11 protein-coding genes are annotated in these 15,437 nt (G+C 55.3%); 4 read left to right on the top strand and 7 right to left on the bottom strand.

Annotated features, from left to right (window positions below):
- Positions 1-12: 12 nt before the first annotated feature.
- Positions 13-489 carry a transcription elongation factor GreA gene (greA, locus tag ACZ5FM_RS10910; RefSeq protein WP_192488446.1) on the bottom strand — a complete coding sequence of 159 codons (477 nt, stop codon included), beginning with the start codon at positions 487-489 and terminating at the stop codon, positions 13-15.
- A 222-nt stretch (positions 490-711) separates the two neighbouring features.
- Here greA and ACZ5FM_RS10905 point away from each other — a divergent pair, with 222 nt between their 5' ends.
- On the top strand, positions 712-1,944 hold the full coding sequence (locus ACZ5FM_RS10905) for a putative DNA modification/repair radical SAM protein (RefSeq protein ID WP_464038673.1): 1,233 nt from the start codon (positions 712-714) through the stop codon (positions 1,942-1,944).
- Positions 1,944-3,410 carry a UdgX family uracil-DNA binding protein gene (locus tag ACZ5FM_RS10900; protein ID WP_464038672.1) on the top strand — a complete coding sequence of 489 codons (1,467 nt, stop codon included), beginning with the start codon at positions 1,944-1,946 and terminating at the stop codon, positions 3,408-3,410. Before ACZ5FM_RS10905 ends, ACZ5FM_RS10900 begins: the two co-directional genes overlap by 1 nt.
- Positions 3,411-3,416: 6 nt before the next feature.
- Here ACZ5FM_RS10900 and ACZ5FM_RS10895 read toward each other — a convergent pair whose 3' ends face one another.
- From ACZ5FM_RS10895 to carB, 3 genes are all read right to left on the bottom strand, one after another.
- Positions 3,417-4,961: an MFS transporter gene (locus tag ACZ5FM_RS10895; protein WP_464038671.1), complete on the bottom strand. Its 1,545-nt coding sequence runs from the start codon at positions 4,959-4,961 to the stop codon at positions 3,417-3,419.
- 119 nt (positions 4,962-5,080) lie between these two features.
- Positions 5,081-5,527, bottom strand: a complete 447-nt coding sequence (locus tag ACZ5FM_RS10890; RefSeq protein ID WP_464038670.1) for an SRPBCC domain-containing protein — start codon at positions 5,525-5,527, stop codon at positions 5,081-5,083.
- Positions 5,528-5,617: 90 nt separating this feature from the next.
- Entirely contained in the window at positions 5,618-9,103 is a 3,486-nt protein-coding gene (carB, locus tag ACZ5FM_RS10885) for a carbamoyl-phosphate synthase large subunit (RefSeq protein ID WP_312945423.1), read from the bottom strand.
- A gap of 271 nt (positions 9,104-9,374) precedes the next feature.
- On the opposite strand from carB, the gene ypfJ reads away from it, so the two are divergent.
- Positions 9,375-10,295: a KPN_02809 family neutral zinc metallopeptidase gene (gene ypfJ / locus ACZ5FM_RS10880; RefSeq protein ID WP_312945421.1), complete on the top strand. Its 921-nt coding sequence runs from the start codon at positions 9,375-9,377 to the stop codon at positions 10,293-10,295.
- A 3-nt stretch (positions 10,296-10,298) separates the two neighbouring features.
- Here ypfJ and ACZ5FM_RS10875 read toward each other — a convergent pair whose 3' ends face one another.
- From ACZ5FM_RS10875 to mcpU, 3 genes are all read right to left on the bottom strand, one after another.
- A complete protein-coding gene (locus ACZ5FM_RS10875) occupies positions 10,299-10,679 on the bottom strand; it encodes an SRPBCC domain-containing protein (protein ID WP_464038669.1) in 381 nt (126 codons plus the stop codon).
- 226 nt (positions 10,680-10,905) lie between these two features.
- The gene (locus tag ACZ5FM_RS10870; protein WP_464038668.1) at positions 10,906-11,388 is read right to left on the bottom strand and encodes a DUF2938 domain-containing protein; all 483 of its coding nucleotides are present in this window, start codon (positions 11,386-11,388) and stop codon (positions 10,906-10,908) included.
- Between the two features lie 166 nt (positions 11,389-11,554).
- Positions 11,555-13,645 (bottom strand): methyl-accepting chemotaxis protein McpU, encoded by a 2,091-nt coding sequence (gene mcpU / locus ACZ5FM_RS10865; RefSeq protein WP_464038667.1) that lies wholly within the window; start codon positions 13,643-13,645, stop codon positions 11,555-11,557.
- A gap of 343 nt (positions 13,646-13,988) precedes the next feature.
- Between mcpU and ACZ5FM_RS10860 the strand changes: the two genes are divergently transcribed.
- The gene (locus tag ACZ5FM_RS10860) at positions 13,989-15,389 is read left to right on the top strand and encodes an MATE family efflux transporter (RefSeq protein WP_259144016.1); all 1,401 of its coding nucleotides are present in this window, start codon (positions 13,989-13,991) and stop codon (positions 15,387-15,389) included.
- Positions 15,390-15,437: the final 48 nt, after the last annotated feature.

Here is a 15,437-nt window from a genome sequence, read left to right as displayed (position 1 = left end):
TGAATGTAGTTATTACATCCAGTTTACGGAGAGGATTTCATAACCCTTGGCGCCGCCGGGTGCGTTGACTTCGATGCTGTCGCCAACTTCCTTGCCGATCAGCGCGCGCGCAATCGGGGAGGAGATTGAGATACGGCCGGCCTTGACGTCCGCTTCCTGGTCGCCAACGATCTGGTATGTTCTTTCTTCGTCGGTGTCCTCGTCAATCAGCTTGACGGTGGCGCCAAACTTGATCTTGGAACCTGACATTTTGGACAGATCGATGATCTCAGCACGGGCTGTCAGGTCTTCCAGTTCGGAAATGCGACCTTCATTGTGGCTCTGTGCTTCCTTGGCAGCGTGGTACTCGGCGTTTTCGGACAAATCGCCATGGGCACGTGCTTCCGAGATAGCCTCGATGATGCGTGGGCGTTCTTCCTGTTGACGCCAGCGCAGCTCCTCCTGCAACTTGGTGTAACCGCCTTGAGTCATCGGTACTTTCTCTACCATTTCTTATTCCTTCGCATTCCATCTGCTTCACGCAGACACAAAAAGAAACAGGTTCCGAAGTAAAACTTCGGAACCATGCCCAAAAACAACAATTCCGACCACTATATCAGAAGACCACCTCAAATTGCCAGAAGATTTGACGCTTACATATTTTGTGAGGATTTCGAGCAGTTTCCGATGTGGAAATTGACAAATCCAAAAAGAACATATAGTGAACACCGTATGGGAAAGTCAATTAAAGAGCGACTCGCAGTTCTCTCTGATGCTGCGAAATATGACGCGTCGTGTGCTTCCAGCGGAACCACAAAACGAAACTCGGCAGCGAGTGGCGGGCTGGGTTCGACTGAAGGATCTGGCATTTGTCATGCCTATGCGCCGGACGGTCGCTGCATCTCGCTGTTGAAAATCCTGCTGACCAATTTCTGCATCTATGACTGCGCCTATTGCATCAACCGCTCCTCGAGCAATGTCGAGCGCGCCCGCTTTACTGTGGAAGAAGTGGTATGGTTGACGCTGGAATTTTACCGGCGCAATTACATTGAAGGTCTTTTTCTATCCTCTGGCATTATCCGGTCTTCCGATCACACGATGGAGGAACTGGTTCGGGTGGCGAGGGAACTGCGCGTAACGCACGGCTTTCGCGGTTACATTCATCTCAAATCCATTCCTGAAGCGTCCGCCCATTTGGTGGAGGAGGCAGGGCTTTATGCCGATCGCCTATCGATCAATATCGAATTGCCAACCGACAGCGGTATCGGCCGATTTGCGCCAGAAAAACAGCCGGGCAATATCAGGAAGTCGATGGCCGATATCCGCCTGAAAATCGAGGAAGCGGGCGAGCCGACCTTGAAGACAAAGCGCGTGAAAAAATTCGCGCCCGCCGGTCAAAGCACGCAGATGATAGTCGGTGCAGACGGCGCAAATGACAGCACGATCCTGTCCACCAGCGCACGGCTCTACGGCAGCTACGGTTTGAGGCGTGTCTATTATTCCGCCTTCAGTCCGATACCGGATTCGTCAAAAAATCTGCCGTTGATCAAACCGCCGTTGATGCGGGAGCATCGGCTTTATCAGGCTGACTGGCTTTATCGCTTTTATGGTTTTGATATCGGCGAGATAACCTCCACACAAAAGGACGGCATGCTGGATCTCGATATCGATCCGAAGCTCGCCTGGGCATTGGCCAACCGGCAGAGCTTTCCTGTCAATGTGAATACTGCAGACAGGGAAATGCTGCTGCGTGTTCCGGGCTTTGGGACCAAGACGGTCAATTCCGTGCTGTCATCGCGCCGATTCCGGCGGCTGCGTCTGGAGGATCTTGCCCGGTTTGGTGTGTCGATTAAAAAGGTCAAAGCCTTTGTAGTGACCGAGGGTTGGACGCCGGGCAAATTGACGGAACGGCCGGATTTACGCGCCATGTTTGCACCGCAGCCAGAACAGCTGACGTTGCTGTAATGTACCGGATTTCGCTGGAGGGCCGGGGAGATTTTGGCGAGTGGCGAGATGCGGCACGGGCCTGCCTTGCGGCAAAAATTCCTCCGCATGACATAGACTGGCGCTTACGCGACGAGAGCGCTGGCCTGTTTGGTTTTGAGGACGACTCTGCACTGCCAGCAGCAAAAGGTGATGCCCCTGTCAGTGTTCCCGCAGCCTTCATGCCATTGGCGCAAGCGATAATCTGTCACAGTGACCCGTCTCGTTTTGCGTTGCTTTATCGGCTGTTGTGGCGGCTGTCCGATGACCGAACATTGTTGCAACTCAAGGCCGACCCGGATGTGACCCGCGCCCGCAACATGGAAAAATCGGTGCGCCGCGACAGCCACAAGATGACGGCCTTTGTTCGGTTCAAGGAAGTACCTTTGCCGGAGGGCATTGCGGGACGGCGGCGGTTTATTGCCTGGTTCGAGCCAGATCATTTCATTGTCGAGCGCAAGGCGGATTTTTTTCAGCGGCGATTTACAGATATGGATTGGGTGATTGCTACACCGAAAGGTTCTGCGCGTTGGGATGGAGAGACGCTCGAGACGTCGCGAATTGCAGCGGAAAAGCCGGACCTAACCGACGAAACCGATGAGCTTTGGCGAACCTATTATGCCAATATTTTCAATCCGGCACGGTTGAAGATAAAGGCGATGACGGCGGAAATGCCGAAAAAATACTGGAAGAACCTGCCGGAAGCCGACCTTATTCCGGAGCTTATTTTGGGTGCAGAGGCGCGTGTACTGGAAATGGCGGCAAAGGCCGCAACCGAACCGCAGCTGTTTCATCATCGCATTCAGGCCATGGCGGAAAACCGACCGGCACCTGCTTTGCCTGATGCCGATACGCTCGAGGGTTTGAAACATGAAGCGCGCAGTTGCATGCTCTGTCCGTTGCACTGCACTGCCACGCAGACGGTGTTCGGTGAGGGGCCATCCCGTGCGGATGTGATGATCGTTGGTGAACAGCCGGGTGATCATGAAGATCTAGCTGGTCGGCCGTTTGTCGGTCCGGCTGGCAAGGTGTTTAATGAGGTCGTGTCGCAGACCGGAATGGATCGCTCTAAATTTTACGTCACCAACGCTGTCAAACATTTCAAATATGAACCGCGTGGCAAGCTCCGTATTCATAAACGGCCAGATGTTATGGAGATTGAACATTGCCGATGGTGGCTGACCCGCGAGATCGATCTGGTTCAGCCGAAACTGATCGTTGCCATGGGGGCGACAGCGGTTTTTGCGCTGACAGGTATCAAAGGTAAATTGTCTGAGGTACGCGGCAAACCTATGCCGATGCAGGGCGACAGGCTGTTATTCGTCACGGTGCATCCATCCTATTTGCTGCGTATTCCCGATGAAGGTAAAAAGGCCGAGGAAATGCGCCTGTTTCGTGAAGATATGGCGACGGTCAGGAAAATGGCTGAGGAAATGTGCGTGACCTGAGGTTGCTTAATGCGAACCGACAGCACTTTCATCGATATGGGCCTTGGCGTAGACCTTGCGCGCAATGACGGCTAGCAGGAGCAGGATTACGGACGCGAGAAGACAGCATGCGGCAAAGCCGGTTGAGAAACCCTGCTTGGCGGGTTCGAGCCAAGACGGATCGGCTGTGCCGCCGAGAGCCTTTGCCGTTTCCACGGCTCCTGCCAGTGTTGCCGACACGGCTGTCGCCTGTGTTTGGTCAAGTCCGGTCAGATCAACGTCTGACATTGTCATGCGGTAAAACACGGTGCCGAGACTGCCAAGCAATGCAACGCCTAAAGCACCACCAAATTCAGAGCTGGTTTCGGAAATGGCCGATGCTGACCCGGCACGCTCCGGCGGCGCTGTGCCAACGATCAACCCGGTGGTGGTGAGAATGACAGGCACGAAACCGAGGCCGATCAACATGCTGGCAAACAGGATGCCGAGCAGACTTTCATAATAGGCGGCAATAGCCATGACTGTGGTGCCGACAACATTGACCATTAGACCCATCAACACGGTTTTGACCGGGCCGAAATGGTTGGTGAAGCGATACGCCTGAAACGACATGATGGTGAAAACTGATGCCGAAGGAATAGACCACAGCGCGGCCTGCAACGGCGTGAGGCCGATCACCAGCTGCAGGAACAGATTCTGATAGAGGAAAGTGCCGAATACAAAGAATACGCCGGCCAGATTGACCATTAACGATGCTGTAAACGCCGGAATGCGGAACAGTTTGAGATCAATCAGCGGGTGGCTAAGGCGTTGTTGACGGCGGATAAAAAACACACCAACCAACAGGCCAATTGCGACGGGCAACAACTGGATGAGTGCAAAACCATCTGCCGCCATGTGTTTGAAACCGTAGATGATAGGCAGCACGGTTGCGAGTGATAAAAGAACGCTAGGAAGATCAATGCCTTCCGCCTCATCGTTCTTGTATTCCGGTAAAATGAACGGTGCGATGATCAGTAGAAACAACATCACCGGGATGTTGATCAGAAATACTGATCCCCAATGAAAATACTCCAACAACAAACCGCCGATTAGCGGGCCTATCAGGCCGCCAAGTGCAAATGCAGATCCCCAGATGCTGATGGCGCGGTTTCGCTCGGCCTCGTTCTTGAAGATATTGACGATGAGCGACAGGGTGGATGGCGCAACGGTGGCACCGGCAATGCCCTGCAGCGCCCGCGATATGATCAACTGTTGGGCTGTGTCGGAAAAGGCGGCCAGCGCTGAGGCCACACCAAATGCAAATGCGCCGATCAGCAGCAGTTTGCGACGACCGATCCGGTCGCCCAATGTGCCCATGGTCACCAGAAAACCAGCGACCATGAAGCCATAGATATCGTTGATCCACAGCAGCTCAGTGGCATTCGGATCAAGGTCTGCGACGATTGCCGGCATTGCCAGAAACAGCACCGACAGATCCATGGAATAGATCAGGCAGGCAATCGATAGGACACAGAGGCCGATCCATTCACGCTTGCTGGCGTGATCCTGCACTGATGGTGTGTCCGTCATGTCGTTCCTCCCGCATTGGCGAGAGATTTTCCTGAAATTGCAAAATTGGCAAGTATCAAACTCGGGCTAGACCTTTGCCCGTTCAGTCCTGCTGCAAGGCTGTGACGATATCATGGAGATTATTGATCTTGCGAAATCTGCAGCAAAAGATTTTCCAGCCGGTCGAAATTCTGTTCATTGGCAGCGGCAATGAACTTCTTCAGCTCGAGGTTTTCTTCTGTCGCATCGAACAACATACGCCAGTTGAGCTGGGTGCCGCCAACCTGCTCTGTGAAGTCTATTTCCATGGTGTAGACGTGGATCGGTTCGTGATGTTCAAAGACAATACGCTCGGGCACCGTGATTTCCCGGAACGTCGATATATTGTGGAAGTCGGTACCGTTGGAGGCCGTCATGGTAATCTGCCATGTGCCACCGGGTCTGAAATCGAATTTGCCGATGCGGTTGGTAAAACCATCTGGTCCCCACCAAAGCGACAACAACTCGGTGTCTGCGAAGGCGCGAAACAGGGTGTCGCGATCCACGCTGAACAGGCGTTCGTTCAGAACTTCCATCTTGTTGGTCATGTCGATCCTCGCACTCATCGGTTTTCAAATTGCGGGCAAAAGAAAACCGGCCGACATTGCTGTTGGCCGGTTGATGGGTATTACAAAGGATCAAAAGTAGCTTTGCAGCGGTCTGACTTCGAGGTTGCCGGCCTTCAGCGCCTTGATGGCGAGGGCTGCGGCCTCTGCACCAGCCATAGTGGTGTAGTAAGGCACCTTCTGCATCAGCGTTGCGCGACGCAGCGACTTCGAGTCGGAGATCGCCTTGTTGCTGTCGGTGGTGTTGATGACCAGCTGGACCTGACGGTTACGGATGGCGTCTTCGATGTGCGGACGACCTTCCTGAACCTTGTTGATCTTTTCGGCTTCAATACCCTGTTCTGCGAGGAAGCGCTGGGTGCCGCCGGTTGCGAGAACCTTGAAGCCAATTTCCACGAGAATGCGGATGGCTGGCAGAACACGTTCCTTGTCTTCGTCACGAACCGATACGAACACGGCGCCTGAGCGAGGCAGATCCACACCAGCACCAAGCTGCGCCTTGGCAAAGGCCAGTGCGAAGTCGGTGTCGAGGCCGATGACTTCACCGGTCGAGCGCATTTCCGGTCCGAGCAGAATGTCGACGCCAGGGAAACGAGCAAACGGGAAGACGGCTTCCTTGACGGCAATGTGCTTCAGGTTGCGTGGATCTGGTTTTTCGCCGTAAGCCGCAATCGCTGCATCAAGCTTTTCGCCGGTCATGACACGGGCCGCGATCTTGGCAATCGGTGCGCCGATGGTCTTGGCAACGAATGGCACGGTACGCGATGCACGCGGATTGACTTCAAGAACGTAGATCGTGCCGTCCTTGATGGCATATTGCACGTTCATCAAGCCGCCAACATTCAGTGCCTTGGCAAGAGCCGTGGTCTGACGTTCCAGCTCGTCAACGATTTCGTTCGACAGCGAACGAACTGGCAGCGAGCAGGCGGAGTCACCGGAGTGGATGCCGGCTTCTTCGATATGCTCCATGATGCCCGATACGAAGACGTTTTCGCCATCGCACAATGCATCAACGTCCACTTCAACCGCGTTGGTCAGGTAGCTATCGAACAATAGCGGGTTCTTGCCGAGCAGCGTGTTGATCTGGCCGGTCTTGTCGTTCGGGTAACGCTGCTTGATGTCTTCAGGTACGAGGCCTGGAACCGTGTCGAGCAGGTAAGCCTGCAACTGGCTTTCCGAATGAATGATCTGCATTGCGCGGCCACCCAGAACGTAGGATGGACGAACAACCAGGGGGAAGCCGATTTCAGAGGCAACCAGACGCGCCTGCTCAACCGAGTAGGCGATACCGTTGTTTGGCTGGGCGAGGTCCAGCTTCATCAATAGCTTCTGGAAGCGGTCACGGTCTTCTGCAAGGTCGATCATGTCAGGCGCTGTGCCGAGGATCGGGATACCATTCTTTTCAAGCGCTTCAGCCAGCTTCAGCGGCGTCTGGCCGCCGAACTGCACTATAACGCCAACCAACTCACCCTTTTCCTGCTCGGCGCGCATGATTTCGATCACGTCTTCCGCAGTCAGCGGCTCGAAATACAGGCGGTCGGAGGTGTCATAGTCGGTCGACACGGTTTCCGGGTTGCAGTTGATCATGATGGCTTCAAAGCCTGCATCCTTCAGTGCGAAGGCGGCATGGCAGCAGCAATAGTCGAATTCAATGCCCTGGCCGATACGGTTAGGACCGCCACCGAGGATGACGACCTTCTTGCGGTCGGACACTTCTGCTTCCGAGCGCAGTGCACCAACGAATGGTGCTTCGTAGGTCGAATACATGTATGCGGTTGGCGAAGCGAATTCAGCAGCGCAGGTGTCGATGCGCTTGAAGACCGGGCGTACGTTGAGGCTGTTGCGAAGCTCGGCAACTTCCTTTGGACGCTTGCTGGTCAGGCTGGCAAGACGGGCGTCGGAGAAGCCCATGGCTTTCACCGCGCGCAGGTTTTCAGCGTCGGTCGGCAGACCATGTTCGCGGATGCGGGCCTCGGTGTCGACGATCGCCTTGAACTGCGCGATGAACCATGGGTCGATCTTGCTGTTTTCGTGCACTTCCTCTTCGGACATGCCCATACGCAGAGCCTGGGCAACCATGCGCAGACGATCCGGTGTCGGTGTGCCGATAGCGGCGCGAATGGCGTTCTTGGAGCCTTCGCCTTCTTCGTAGCCCGGGATTTCGATTTCATCGAGACCCGTCAGGCCGGTTTCCATGCCGCGCAGCGCCTTCTGCAGCGATTCTGCAAATGTACGGCCAATCGCCATGACTTCACCAACCGACTTCATGGCCGTGGTGAGGATTGGCGACGCGCCTGGAAACTTTTCAAAGGCAAATCGCGGGATCTTGGTGACGACGTAGTCGATCGATGGTTCGAACGAGGCCGGGGTTGCACCACCGGTGATGTCGTTGTCCAGTTCGTCCAGCGTGTAACCGATGGCGAGCTTTGCAGCGACCTTGGCGATCGGGAAGCCGGTGGCCTTGGAGGCCAGCGCAGACGAACGCGACACGCGTGGGTTCATTTCGATGACGACCAGGCGGCCGTCCTTCGGGTTAACCGCGAACTGAACGTTCGAGCCGCCTGTTTCCACACCGATTTCGCGCAATACCGCGATCGATGCATTGCGCATCATCTGGTATTCCTTGTCCGTCAGCGTCAGGGCCGGAGCCACGGTGATGCTATCGCCGGTGTGAACGCCCATCGGGTCGATGTTTTCAATCGAGCAGATGATGATGCAGTTGTCCGCCTTGTCGCGGACCACTTCCATTTCATATTCTTTCCAACCAAGTACGGATTCTTCGATCAGCACTTCGGTGGTTGGCGATGCATCGAGACCGCCGCCGATGATTTCAAAGAATTCCGAGCGGTTGTAAGCAATACCGCCGCCGGTGCCACCCATGGTGAAGGATGGGCGAATGATGGCGGGCAGGCCAACAACATCAATTGCCTGTGCGGCAATGGCCATTGCGTGGCTGATGTAGCGCTGCTTGCGATCTGTTTCTCCCAGGTTCCACTGGTTTTCCAGTTCGTCGAGTGCCTTGTCCAGATCAGAACCGGAAAGCTTGGCCTTCAGTTCTGCACGGGCAGCTTCGTGTTTCTTGCGGTCGGCGTCCTTGATCTCGGTGGCATTGGCCAGCATCGAGCGCGGTGTTTCAAGGCCGATCTTTGCCATGGCTTCGCGGAACAGGGCGCGGTCTTCAGCCTTGTCGATTGCCTCAGGCTTTGCGCCGATCATTTCGACATTGTAGCGGTCCAGAACACCCATGCGCTTGAGAGAGAGCGCGGTGTTGAGAGCCGTTTGACCACCCATGGTCGGCAGAAGCGCGTCTGGGCGCTCCTTGGCGATGATCTTGGCCACGACTTCGGGAGTGATTGGCTCAACGTAAGTGGCGTCTGCAAGACCCGGATCCGTCATGATCGTGGCCGGGTTGGAGTTGACGAGGATGACGCGGTAGCCTTCCTCTTTCAGAGCCTTACACGCTTGCGTGCCGGAATAGTCAAATTCGCAAGCCTGACCGATAACAATCGGTCCCGCGCCGATAATTAGGATGGACTTGATATCTTGGCGCTTCGGCATGGCTCTCGTTCCGCTTCTCGTGTTGCGCAAAAAACGGCCATGGTGAAGGTTCACCGGCCGGGGCGCGCAATTTCAAATATTTTCAGGCTAGAAGCGGCTTATAGGCAAATGTTTTAACGAACGGAACCCCGAAAGTTTAAAAATCGACAGGAAATATGCATTCGCATATCTGACATGCATTTCATGGAGCAACTTCATTTCCATGATCTCAATTCGCTGATACAACACAAGACATATATTAGCGTTATTTTCTGTCGGGAGATAAACGACCATGGAATGGAAAGGGCGCCGTCAGTCTGACAACGTCGAAGACAAACGTGATATGTCAGCAGGTCGGGGCGGTTTGGGCAATGATCCTTTCAGCCGCACCGGGTTTCGAATTCCTTCGGGCGGCAGGCGCACTGGTGGTGGAATCGGTATAGGCGGCCTTCTGGTCATCCTTCTCGTCAGCTGGTTTCTCGGCATCAACCCGCTTACCCTGCTGTCTGGCGGTGAGGGCATGATGGGGGATAGCTCATCGCAGCAGACCGGCACCCGTCCGCAGGGCAATTCCACCGACGACACAACGGCTTTTGTACGCGTGGTGCTGGCTGAAACCGAAAATACCTGGAGCGGCATTTTCAAATCTGCGGGTCAGACCTATCAGGAACCGACACTGGTGCTGTTTTCCGGTCAGGTGTCTTCGGCTTGCGGATATGCGTCTGCGGCAACTGGCCCGTTCTATTGCCCGGGGGATCGCAAGGTTTATCTCGACACCACGTTCTTCCGTGAACTGGACCAGCGTTTTGGCGCTGCCGGCGACTTTGCGCAGGCCTATGTGATTGCACATGAGGTCGGCCATCACGTGCAGAACCTTACCGGTGTGTTGCCGGAGTTCAACCGTCGTCGCCAGTCGATGAGCCAGGTGGACGCCAATCGCATGTCGGTGCGGGTTGAGTTGCAGGCCGATTGCTACGCCGGTATCTGGGCAAAATTCACCGAGCAGGAAGGTATTCTCGATACCGGAGACCTCGAAGAAGCGCTCAATGCTGCCCATCAGATCGGTGACGATACGCTGCAAAAGCAGTCGCAAGGTTATGTTGTGCCTGACAGTTTCAACCACGGCACGTCGCAACAGCGCATGACATGGTTCAAGCGTGGTTACGACACTGGTCGCGTTGCTGACTGTGATACGTTCAACACCAATATCTGACGGTCATTTACACATGCCTTCGCGCAGATTGATGCCGTATTCCAGATAGGCTTTCAGGGCGCACAGCATTTGTGACCAGCCCTGACAATTGCCATAGGATGCTTTCAGCCCGGCTGGCGTTTCGCGCCAGCCGTTTTCTGTAATGCTGATAAGCGTCCTGTCATCACCGTTCGGTTCAAAGCTGATTGTCACCGTGGTTTTGTAACTGCCTGCCTCGTCGGTGCCCTCTTCATTGGCCTGCCATTGCAGGATGATTTGCCTGTCCTGCTCGGCTTTGATGACCTCAACGGGAAATGCGCCGGGAAAATCGTGGAAATCCCAGCTGACGGTGGTACCGGTTTCAGGCCTGCCCTTGGCGCTACCCGTTGTGAAATAACCGGACAATTTCCTTGATCGGCAACTGCCTCGAAAACCTCATGAAGCGGTTTTGATATTCTGGCGGACACCGTGAATGTCAGTTCCATTTTATCCTCCCGTAAAGACACGCATTTTGCTGCAAACTCGTGAGGTGTCACCTGAGTTGCACTTTAGGGTCATGTCTCGACGGGATGACCACGTAAAAACAACCGAACCGGAATATCCGGTTCAGTTTGACGGGCCTGAGGTGTGATTACGCGGCAAGCAGCAGGGCTGACAAAAACATGCCGAGCGCAAAAATAGTATGGGCGACGAGATTCAACACGCGCACTTTGGTCGGGTTTGGAGTTTTGGAGGCGGCCCATCCGAGGCCGAGGCCCGGTTGAAGCAGAAACCAGCCAGCACCAACGGTCACGATGCCGACGATCCACGGCTGGATGAAGTGTGGCTCAGCAAACCATAGTGGTGTCACGACCAGCGCCAGAAGGATGCCATAGAGAACGCCAATGGCGTAATGCATAAACCAGCCAAGTGCCACTTCGTTTTTGTAAGGTGTCGCATTGGCGATGCTGTCGTGAAAAACCTTGCCCTTGGGCAGGTGCCAGAACCAGCGACCGGGAGGTCCCCAATTCGGAGCGGGCTGCTTGAAGACGAAATGGAGAATATAGGCCCAGATATCCATGAGGATGGTTCCGCCTATGCCCATGACCACGCCGCGCCAAATAATGTCCGACATTCCGCTCTCCCGACTCTCTATGTCGTCTGGCAAGGTGTCGGCTTTTTTAGGGTTCGGCAAGTGCAGTTTGGAGGCTTTGCAGCTCCCGGTCATGATCTTTGAGACGAGGGTAGGAGAGCGCATAAAAAAAGGGCGTGGCCGCCTTGGGCGGCCACGTTTTGTCTGATCAGGCTGCGCGGCTGTAAGACTTGTGTTGTGTCTGCTGCATGCCCAGTCTGAACTGCGCCAGCAGCTCGTTGAGCGATGCCGCTTCCGAGGCAAGGCCGTGGCTGGCGGCGGTCTGTTCTTCGACCATGGCGGCATTCTGCTGCGTGCCCTGGTCGATGGTGTTGATGGCGGTGTTGATTTCGGACAGGCCGGTCGACTGTTCGCGGGTGGCGATAACAATCGCATTGATATGGCGGTTGATTTCCTGCACCTGCGTAACGATGGCTTCCAGCGCCTTGCCGGCATTATCAACCAGCGTCACACCTTCCTGTACCTGAGCGGTGGAGGTGCTGATCAGCGCCTTGATTTCCTTCGCGGCTGTTGCGGAACGCTGCGCCAGTTCACGCACTTCCTGCGCAACGACGGCAAAACCCTTACCGGCTTCACCGGCACGGGCTGCTTCCACGCCGGCATTCAGCGCCAGCAGGTTTGTCTGGAAGGCAATCTCGTCGATGACGCCGATGATCTTGGAAATCTCGGTCGACGAATGTTCGATGCCTTCCATGGCGCGCACGGCGTCATTAACGACGTGGCCGGACTGTTCAGCATTGTTGCGAGTGCGGTCAACCAGTTTTCCAACTTCTTCGGCGCGCTGGGCAGCATCCTTGACGGTGGTTGTAATTTCCTCAAGGGCGGCTGCGGTTTGTTCAACAGACGCTGCCTGCTGTTCGGTGCGGCGGGCAAGGTCATCGGCCGAGTGGCGGATTTCCGTTGCGCCGGCATCGATGGCGCGGGCATTCTGGCCAACATTGGTCAGAGCATCGTTGAGCTTGGTGATGGAGTTGTTGAAGTCTTCACGCAGACGGTCAACACGCGCAACGAATGGTGTCGAAATGCGGTATTGCAGATCGCCATTGGAGAGATGTTCAAGGCCCTTTGCCAGTGCATCAACGGCAAACTGAATGTCGGCACTGTCCTTGGCTGCAGTTCTTTCGCGCAGGTCGCGTTCCTGTTCGGACAGTGAACGGGATTCAGAGGCTTCGGTTTCCAAGCGCTGTCTTTCCAGTGCGTTGGTCCGGAACACGGCAACGGCTGCGGCCATCGAACCGATCTGGTCGGTGCGGTCCTGACCGGGAATGGTGATGGAAAGGTGGCCGGAGGCCAGGTTCTGCATGGCAGCGGTCATCTGTGTCACCGGCGTGATCACCAGTCGGCTAAGCAGGAAGGCGAGGAAACCGATCATGCCGATAACTGCAAGCGTGGTTGCAATGATGGCGGCGACACGGAACTGCGAAATCGAGGCGTAAGCAACGCCGCTATCCACAACAAAGCCGACATACCATTCAACAGATGGCAGGCCGGTGACTGGAATGAAGCTGGTGAGCTTGGCTTTGCCATCGATTGCCGTTTCGGTGATAGCAGAGGCAATGCTTGGCGTTGCTGTCGGGAACAGGTCGGTCAGCGTCTTGTTGACGAAATTTGCATCCGGGTGAATGAGGATCTTGCCATCCTTGCTGACCAGGAAGGCGTAACCTTCGGTGCCAACTTCAACCGACTTGATCATCGTCACCAGCGAATTGAGCGAGAAGTCGCTGCCGGTTACGCCAGCCAATTGGCCGTTAATCATGACAGGCGAGGCAGCGGTGATGATCAGGCCGCCTGTAGAGGCGTCGGAATATGGCTCCGTCAGCACGGTCTTCTGCGCTTTCACGGCATCCTGGTACCATGGGCGGGTCCGTGGATCATATCCTTCTGGCAAAGGCAATCTCGGCCATGTGGTGAACACGCCGGTCGCGCTGTCGCCAAAATAGGTCGACATGAACTGACCGGTCAGGACATCATTTTGCAGCACGTTCAGCTTGGCGTCTTCGTCCGGTGCTTTGGCCATGGCCTTGGTGACGACATCGGTCAACATCACGCGGCCGTTCAGCCAGTTGGCGATGCTTTGCGCCGCCTGTTTGCCGGCGGCGTCAATGTTACGGGCAACGGAAGTCGTCGTGGCTTCCCGTTGCAGTGCGTCGATGTAGATGGAAAAACCGGCAAAAGCCGTCACAACAACGAGCGACGCAGCGATAATAATGCGCGTCATAAGGCTAGATTTAATAGACAAGCGCAGCTTCCCTTATAGGTATTCGCGACTTTTGGCCGGATGAACGGACCGAATTCGGAGGGGGGGGGACAATCATGCCGTGTAACGGCGTTGTATACACGCATCATGCGGGCCAGTTATATGTGGCTGTTTTAGCTTTTGCGTTATTTCAAAACTGTAAATGTAGTTTGACTGTAGCGTGAAATTATTTGCGAACACTCAAGACTGCTTGTCGTTTTGATTTTTGCCAGTTTTTTGTGCATTTGCATTGCTTGGTTGCATCGGTACGCCGAATATTTTATGGATTAGGCCAACGCCGTTTCCCGTTTCCGTGGAAGCGGCTTTTGTTTTGAGAAGGTGCCGCATGTCCTCGTCCGTTGTTTCAGGCAGTGTTCAAACCGGCGCGCAATCCTGGTCATCCCATCTGAGAGCCACGCTTGCGCTGGGTATCCCATTGATTGGCGCGCAGCTCGCGCAGTTGGGCATTCACACGACGGATATGGTGATTGTCGGTCAGCTTGGAGCGGAAAAGCTGGCGGCCATGGTGCTGGCCGGACAGTTCTTCTTTGTGCTGTTTATCTTCGGTTCCGGTTTCTCGATTGCCGTTGTGCCAATGATTGCGCAGGCTTTCGGTCGCGGTGACGTACGCTCGACGCGCCGCTCGCTGCGCATGGGCATGTGGGTTGCCATCGTCTACTGGCTTTTGGTGCTGCCATTCTTCATGAATGCAGAGCGTATCCTGCTTGGTTTCGGTCAGAATGCCGAAGTGGCAAGGCTGGCGGGGGATTATCTCGGCATCACCAAGTACGGCCTTCTGCCGGGTCTTTTATTTTACGTGATGCGCGGTCTGGTCAGCGCCGTCGGCAAGGCCAGCGTCGTTCTTTACATCACCATCCTGACGCTCGTGGTGAATGGTATCCTCGCTTACGGTCTGGTGCTCGGGCATTTCGGCTTTCCTGCGCTTGGCATGAACGGTGCCGCTATTGTCGCGGTCATCGTGCAGACCCTCAGCTTCGTCTGCTTGGCTGCCTTTGTGCAAAGCCGCGAGGAAATGCGTCAATACGAGGTCTTTGTTCGTTTCTGGAGACCGGACTGGCAGGCGCTGCTTGAAGTGCTGCGTCTTGGTTTGCCAATCAGCGTTACCATTCTGGCCGAGGTGTCGCTGTTCAGTGCCGCGTCCATTTTGATGGGGCAGATCGGAACAACAGAGCTTGCTGCCCACGGTATCGCGCTGCAATTGGCCTCGATTGCCTTCATGATCCCGCTTGGTCTGTCACAGGCAGCAACGGTGCGGGTCGGTATTGCTTACGGGCAGGGAGATTATCCCAATCTGGTTCGGGCCGCGATCATGGTCAGCGCACTGGCATGCATCATTGCCATTGCTGGCGGCGTGCTGTTTGCCGCAGCACCGCAATATCTCAGCCGCTGGTTCCTCAATGAACACCTGCCGAATGTGCCTGCGGTTCTCGACTATGCAGCGAAGCTGGTGATCATTGCCGGTATTTTCCAGCTGATGGATGGGTTGCAGGCAATTGCCAGCGGCCTTCTGCGCGGCCTGAAAGATGCACGCGTGCCGATGATCATGGCGCTGATTTCCTATTGGCCGGTCGGCTTCCTGCTGGCCTGGGTTCTCGGTTTCCCGCTGGGTCTTGGCGGCGAGGGCGTTTGGTACGGCATTCTGGTTGGCCTTACCGTTGCTTCCATTACCCTGTCATGGCGTTTCATCGCGCTGGTACAGCGGCAGAAACAGGCCATTGCCATCTGAGACATTTTTGAAATGCAACAAAAAGAAAGGCCCGCGTGATGCGGGCCT

Source organism: Agrobacterium sp. 5Ca50 (assembly GCF_055381905.1).
The sequence above is the reverse complement of the archived record's forward strand: the minus strand, read 5'-3'. Positions and strand labels throughout refer to the sequence as shown.

Bases quoted from the DNA above. Each gene is read 5' to 3' on its own strand.
- greA (WP_192488446.1), bottom strand. From the start codon at position 489: ATGGTAGAGAAAGTACCGATGACTCAAGGCGGTTACACCAAGTTGCAG.
- ACZ5FM_RS10905 (WP_464038673.1), top strand. From the start codon at position 712: ATGGGAAAGTCAATTAAAGAGCGACTCGCAGTTCTCTCTGATGCTGCG.
- ACZ5FM_RS10900 (WP_464038672.1), top strand. From the start codon at position 1,944: ATGTACCGGATTTCGCTGGAGGGCCGGGGAGATTTTGGCGAGTGGCGA.
- ACZ5FM_RS10895 (WP_464038671.1), bottom strand. From the start codon at position 4,961: ATGACGGACACACCATCAGTGCAGGATCACGCCAGCAAGCGTGAATGG.
- ACZ5FM_RS10890 (WP_464038670.1), bottom strand. From the start codon at position 5,527: ATGACCAACAAGATGGAAGTTCTGAACGAACGCCTGTTCAGCGTGGAT.
- carB (WP_312945423.1), bottom strand. From the start codon at position 9,103: ATGCCGAAGCGCCAAGATATCAAGTCCATCCTAATTATCGGCGCGGGA.
- ypfJ (WP_312945421.1), top strand. From the start codon at position 9,375: ATGGAATGGAAAGGGCGCCGTCAGTCTGACAACGTCGAAGACAAACGT.
- ACZ5FM_RS10870 (WP_464038668.1), bottom strand. From the start codon at position 11,388: ATGTCGGACATTATTTGGCGCGGCGTGGTCATGGGCATAGGCGGAACC.
- ACZ5FM_RS10860 (WP_259144016.1), top strand. From the start codon at position 13,989: ATGTCCTCGTCCGTTGTTTCAGGCAGTGTTCAAACCGGCGCGCAATCC.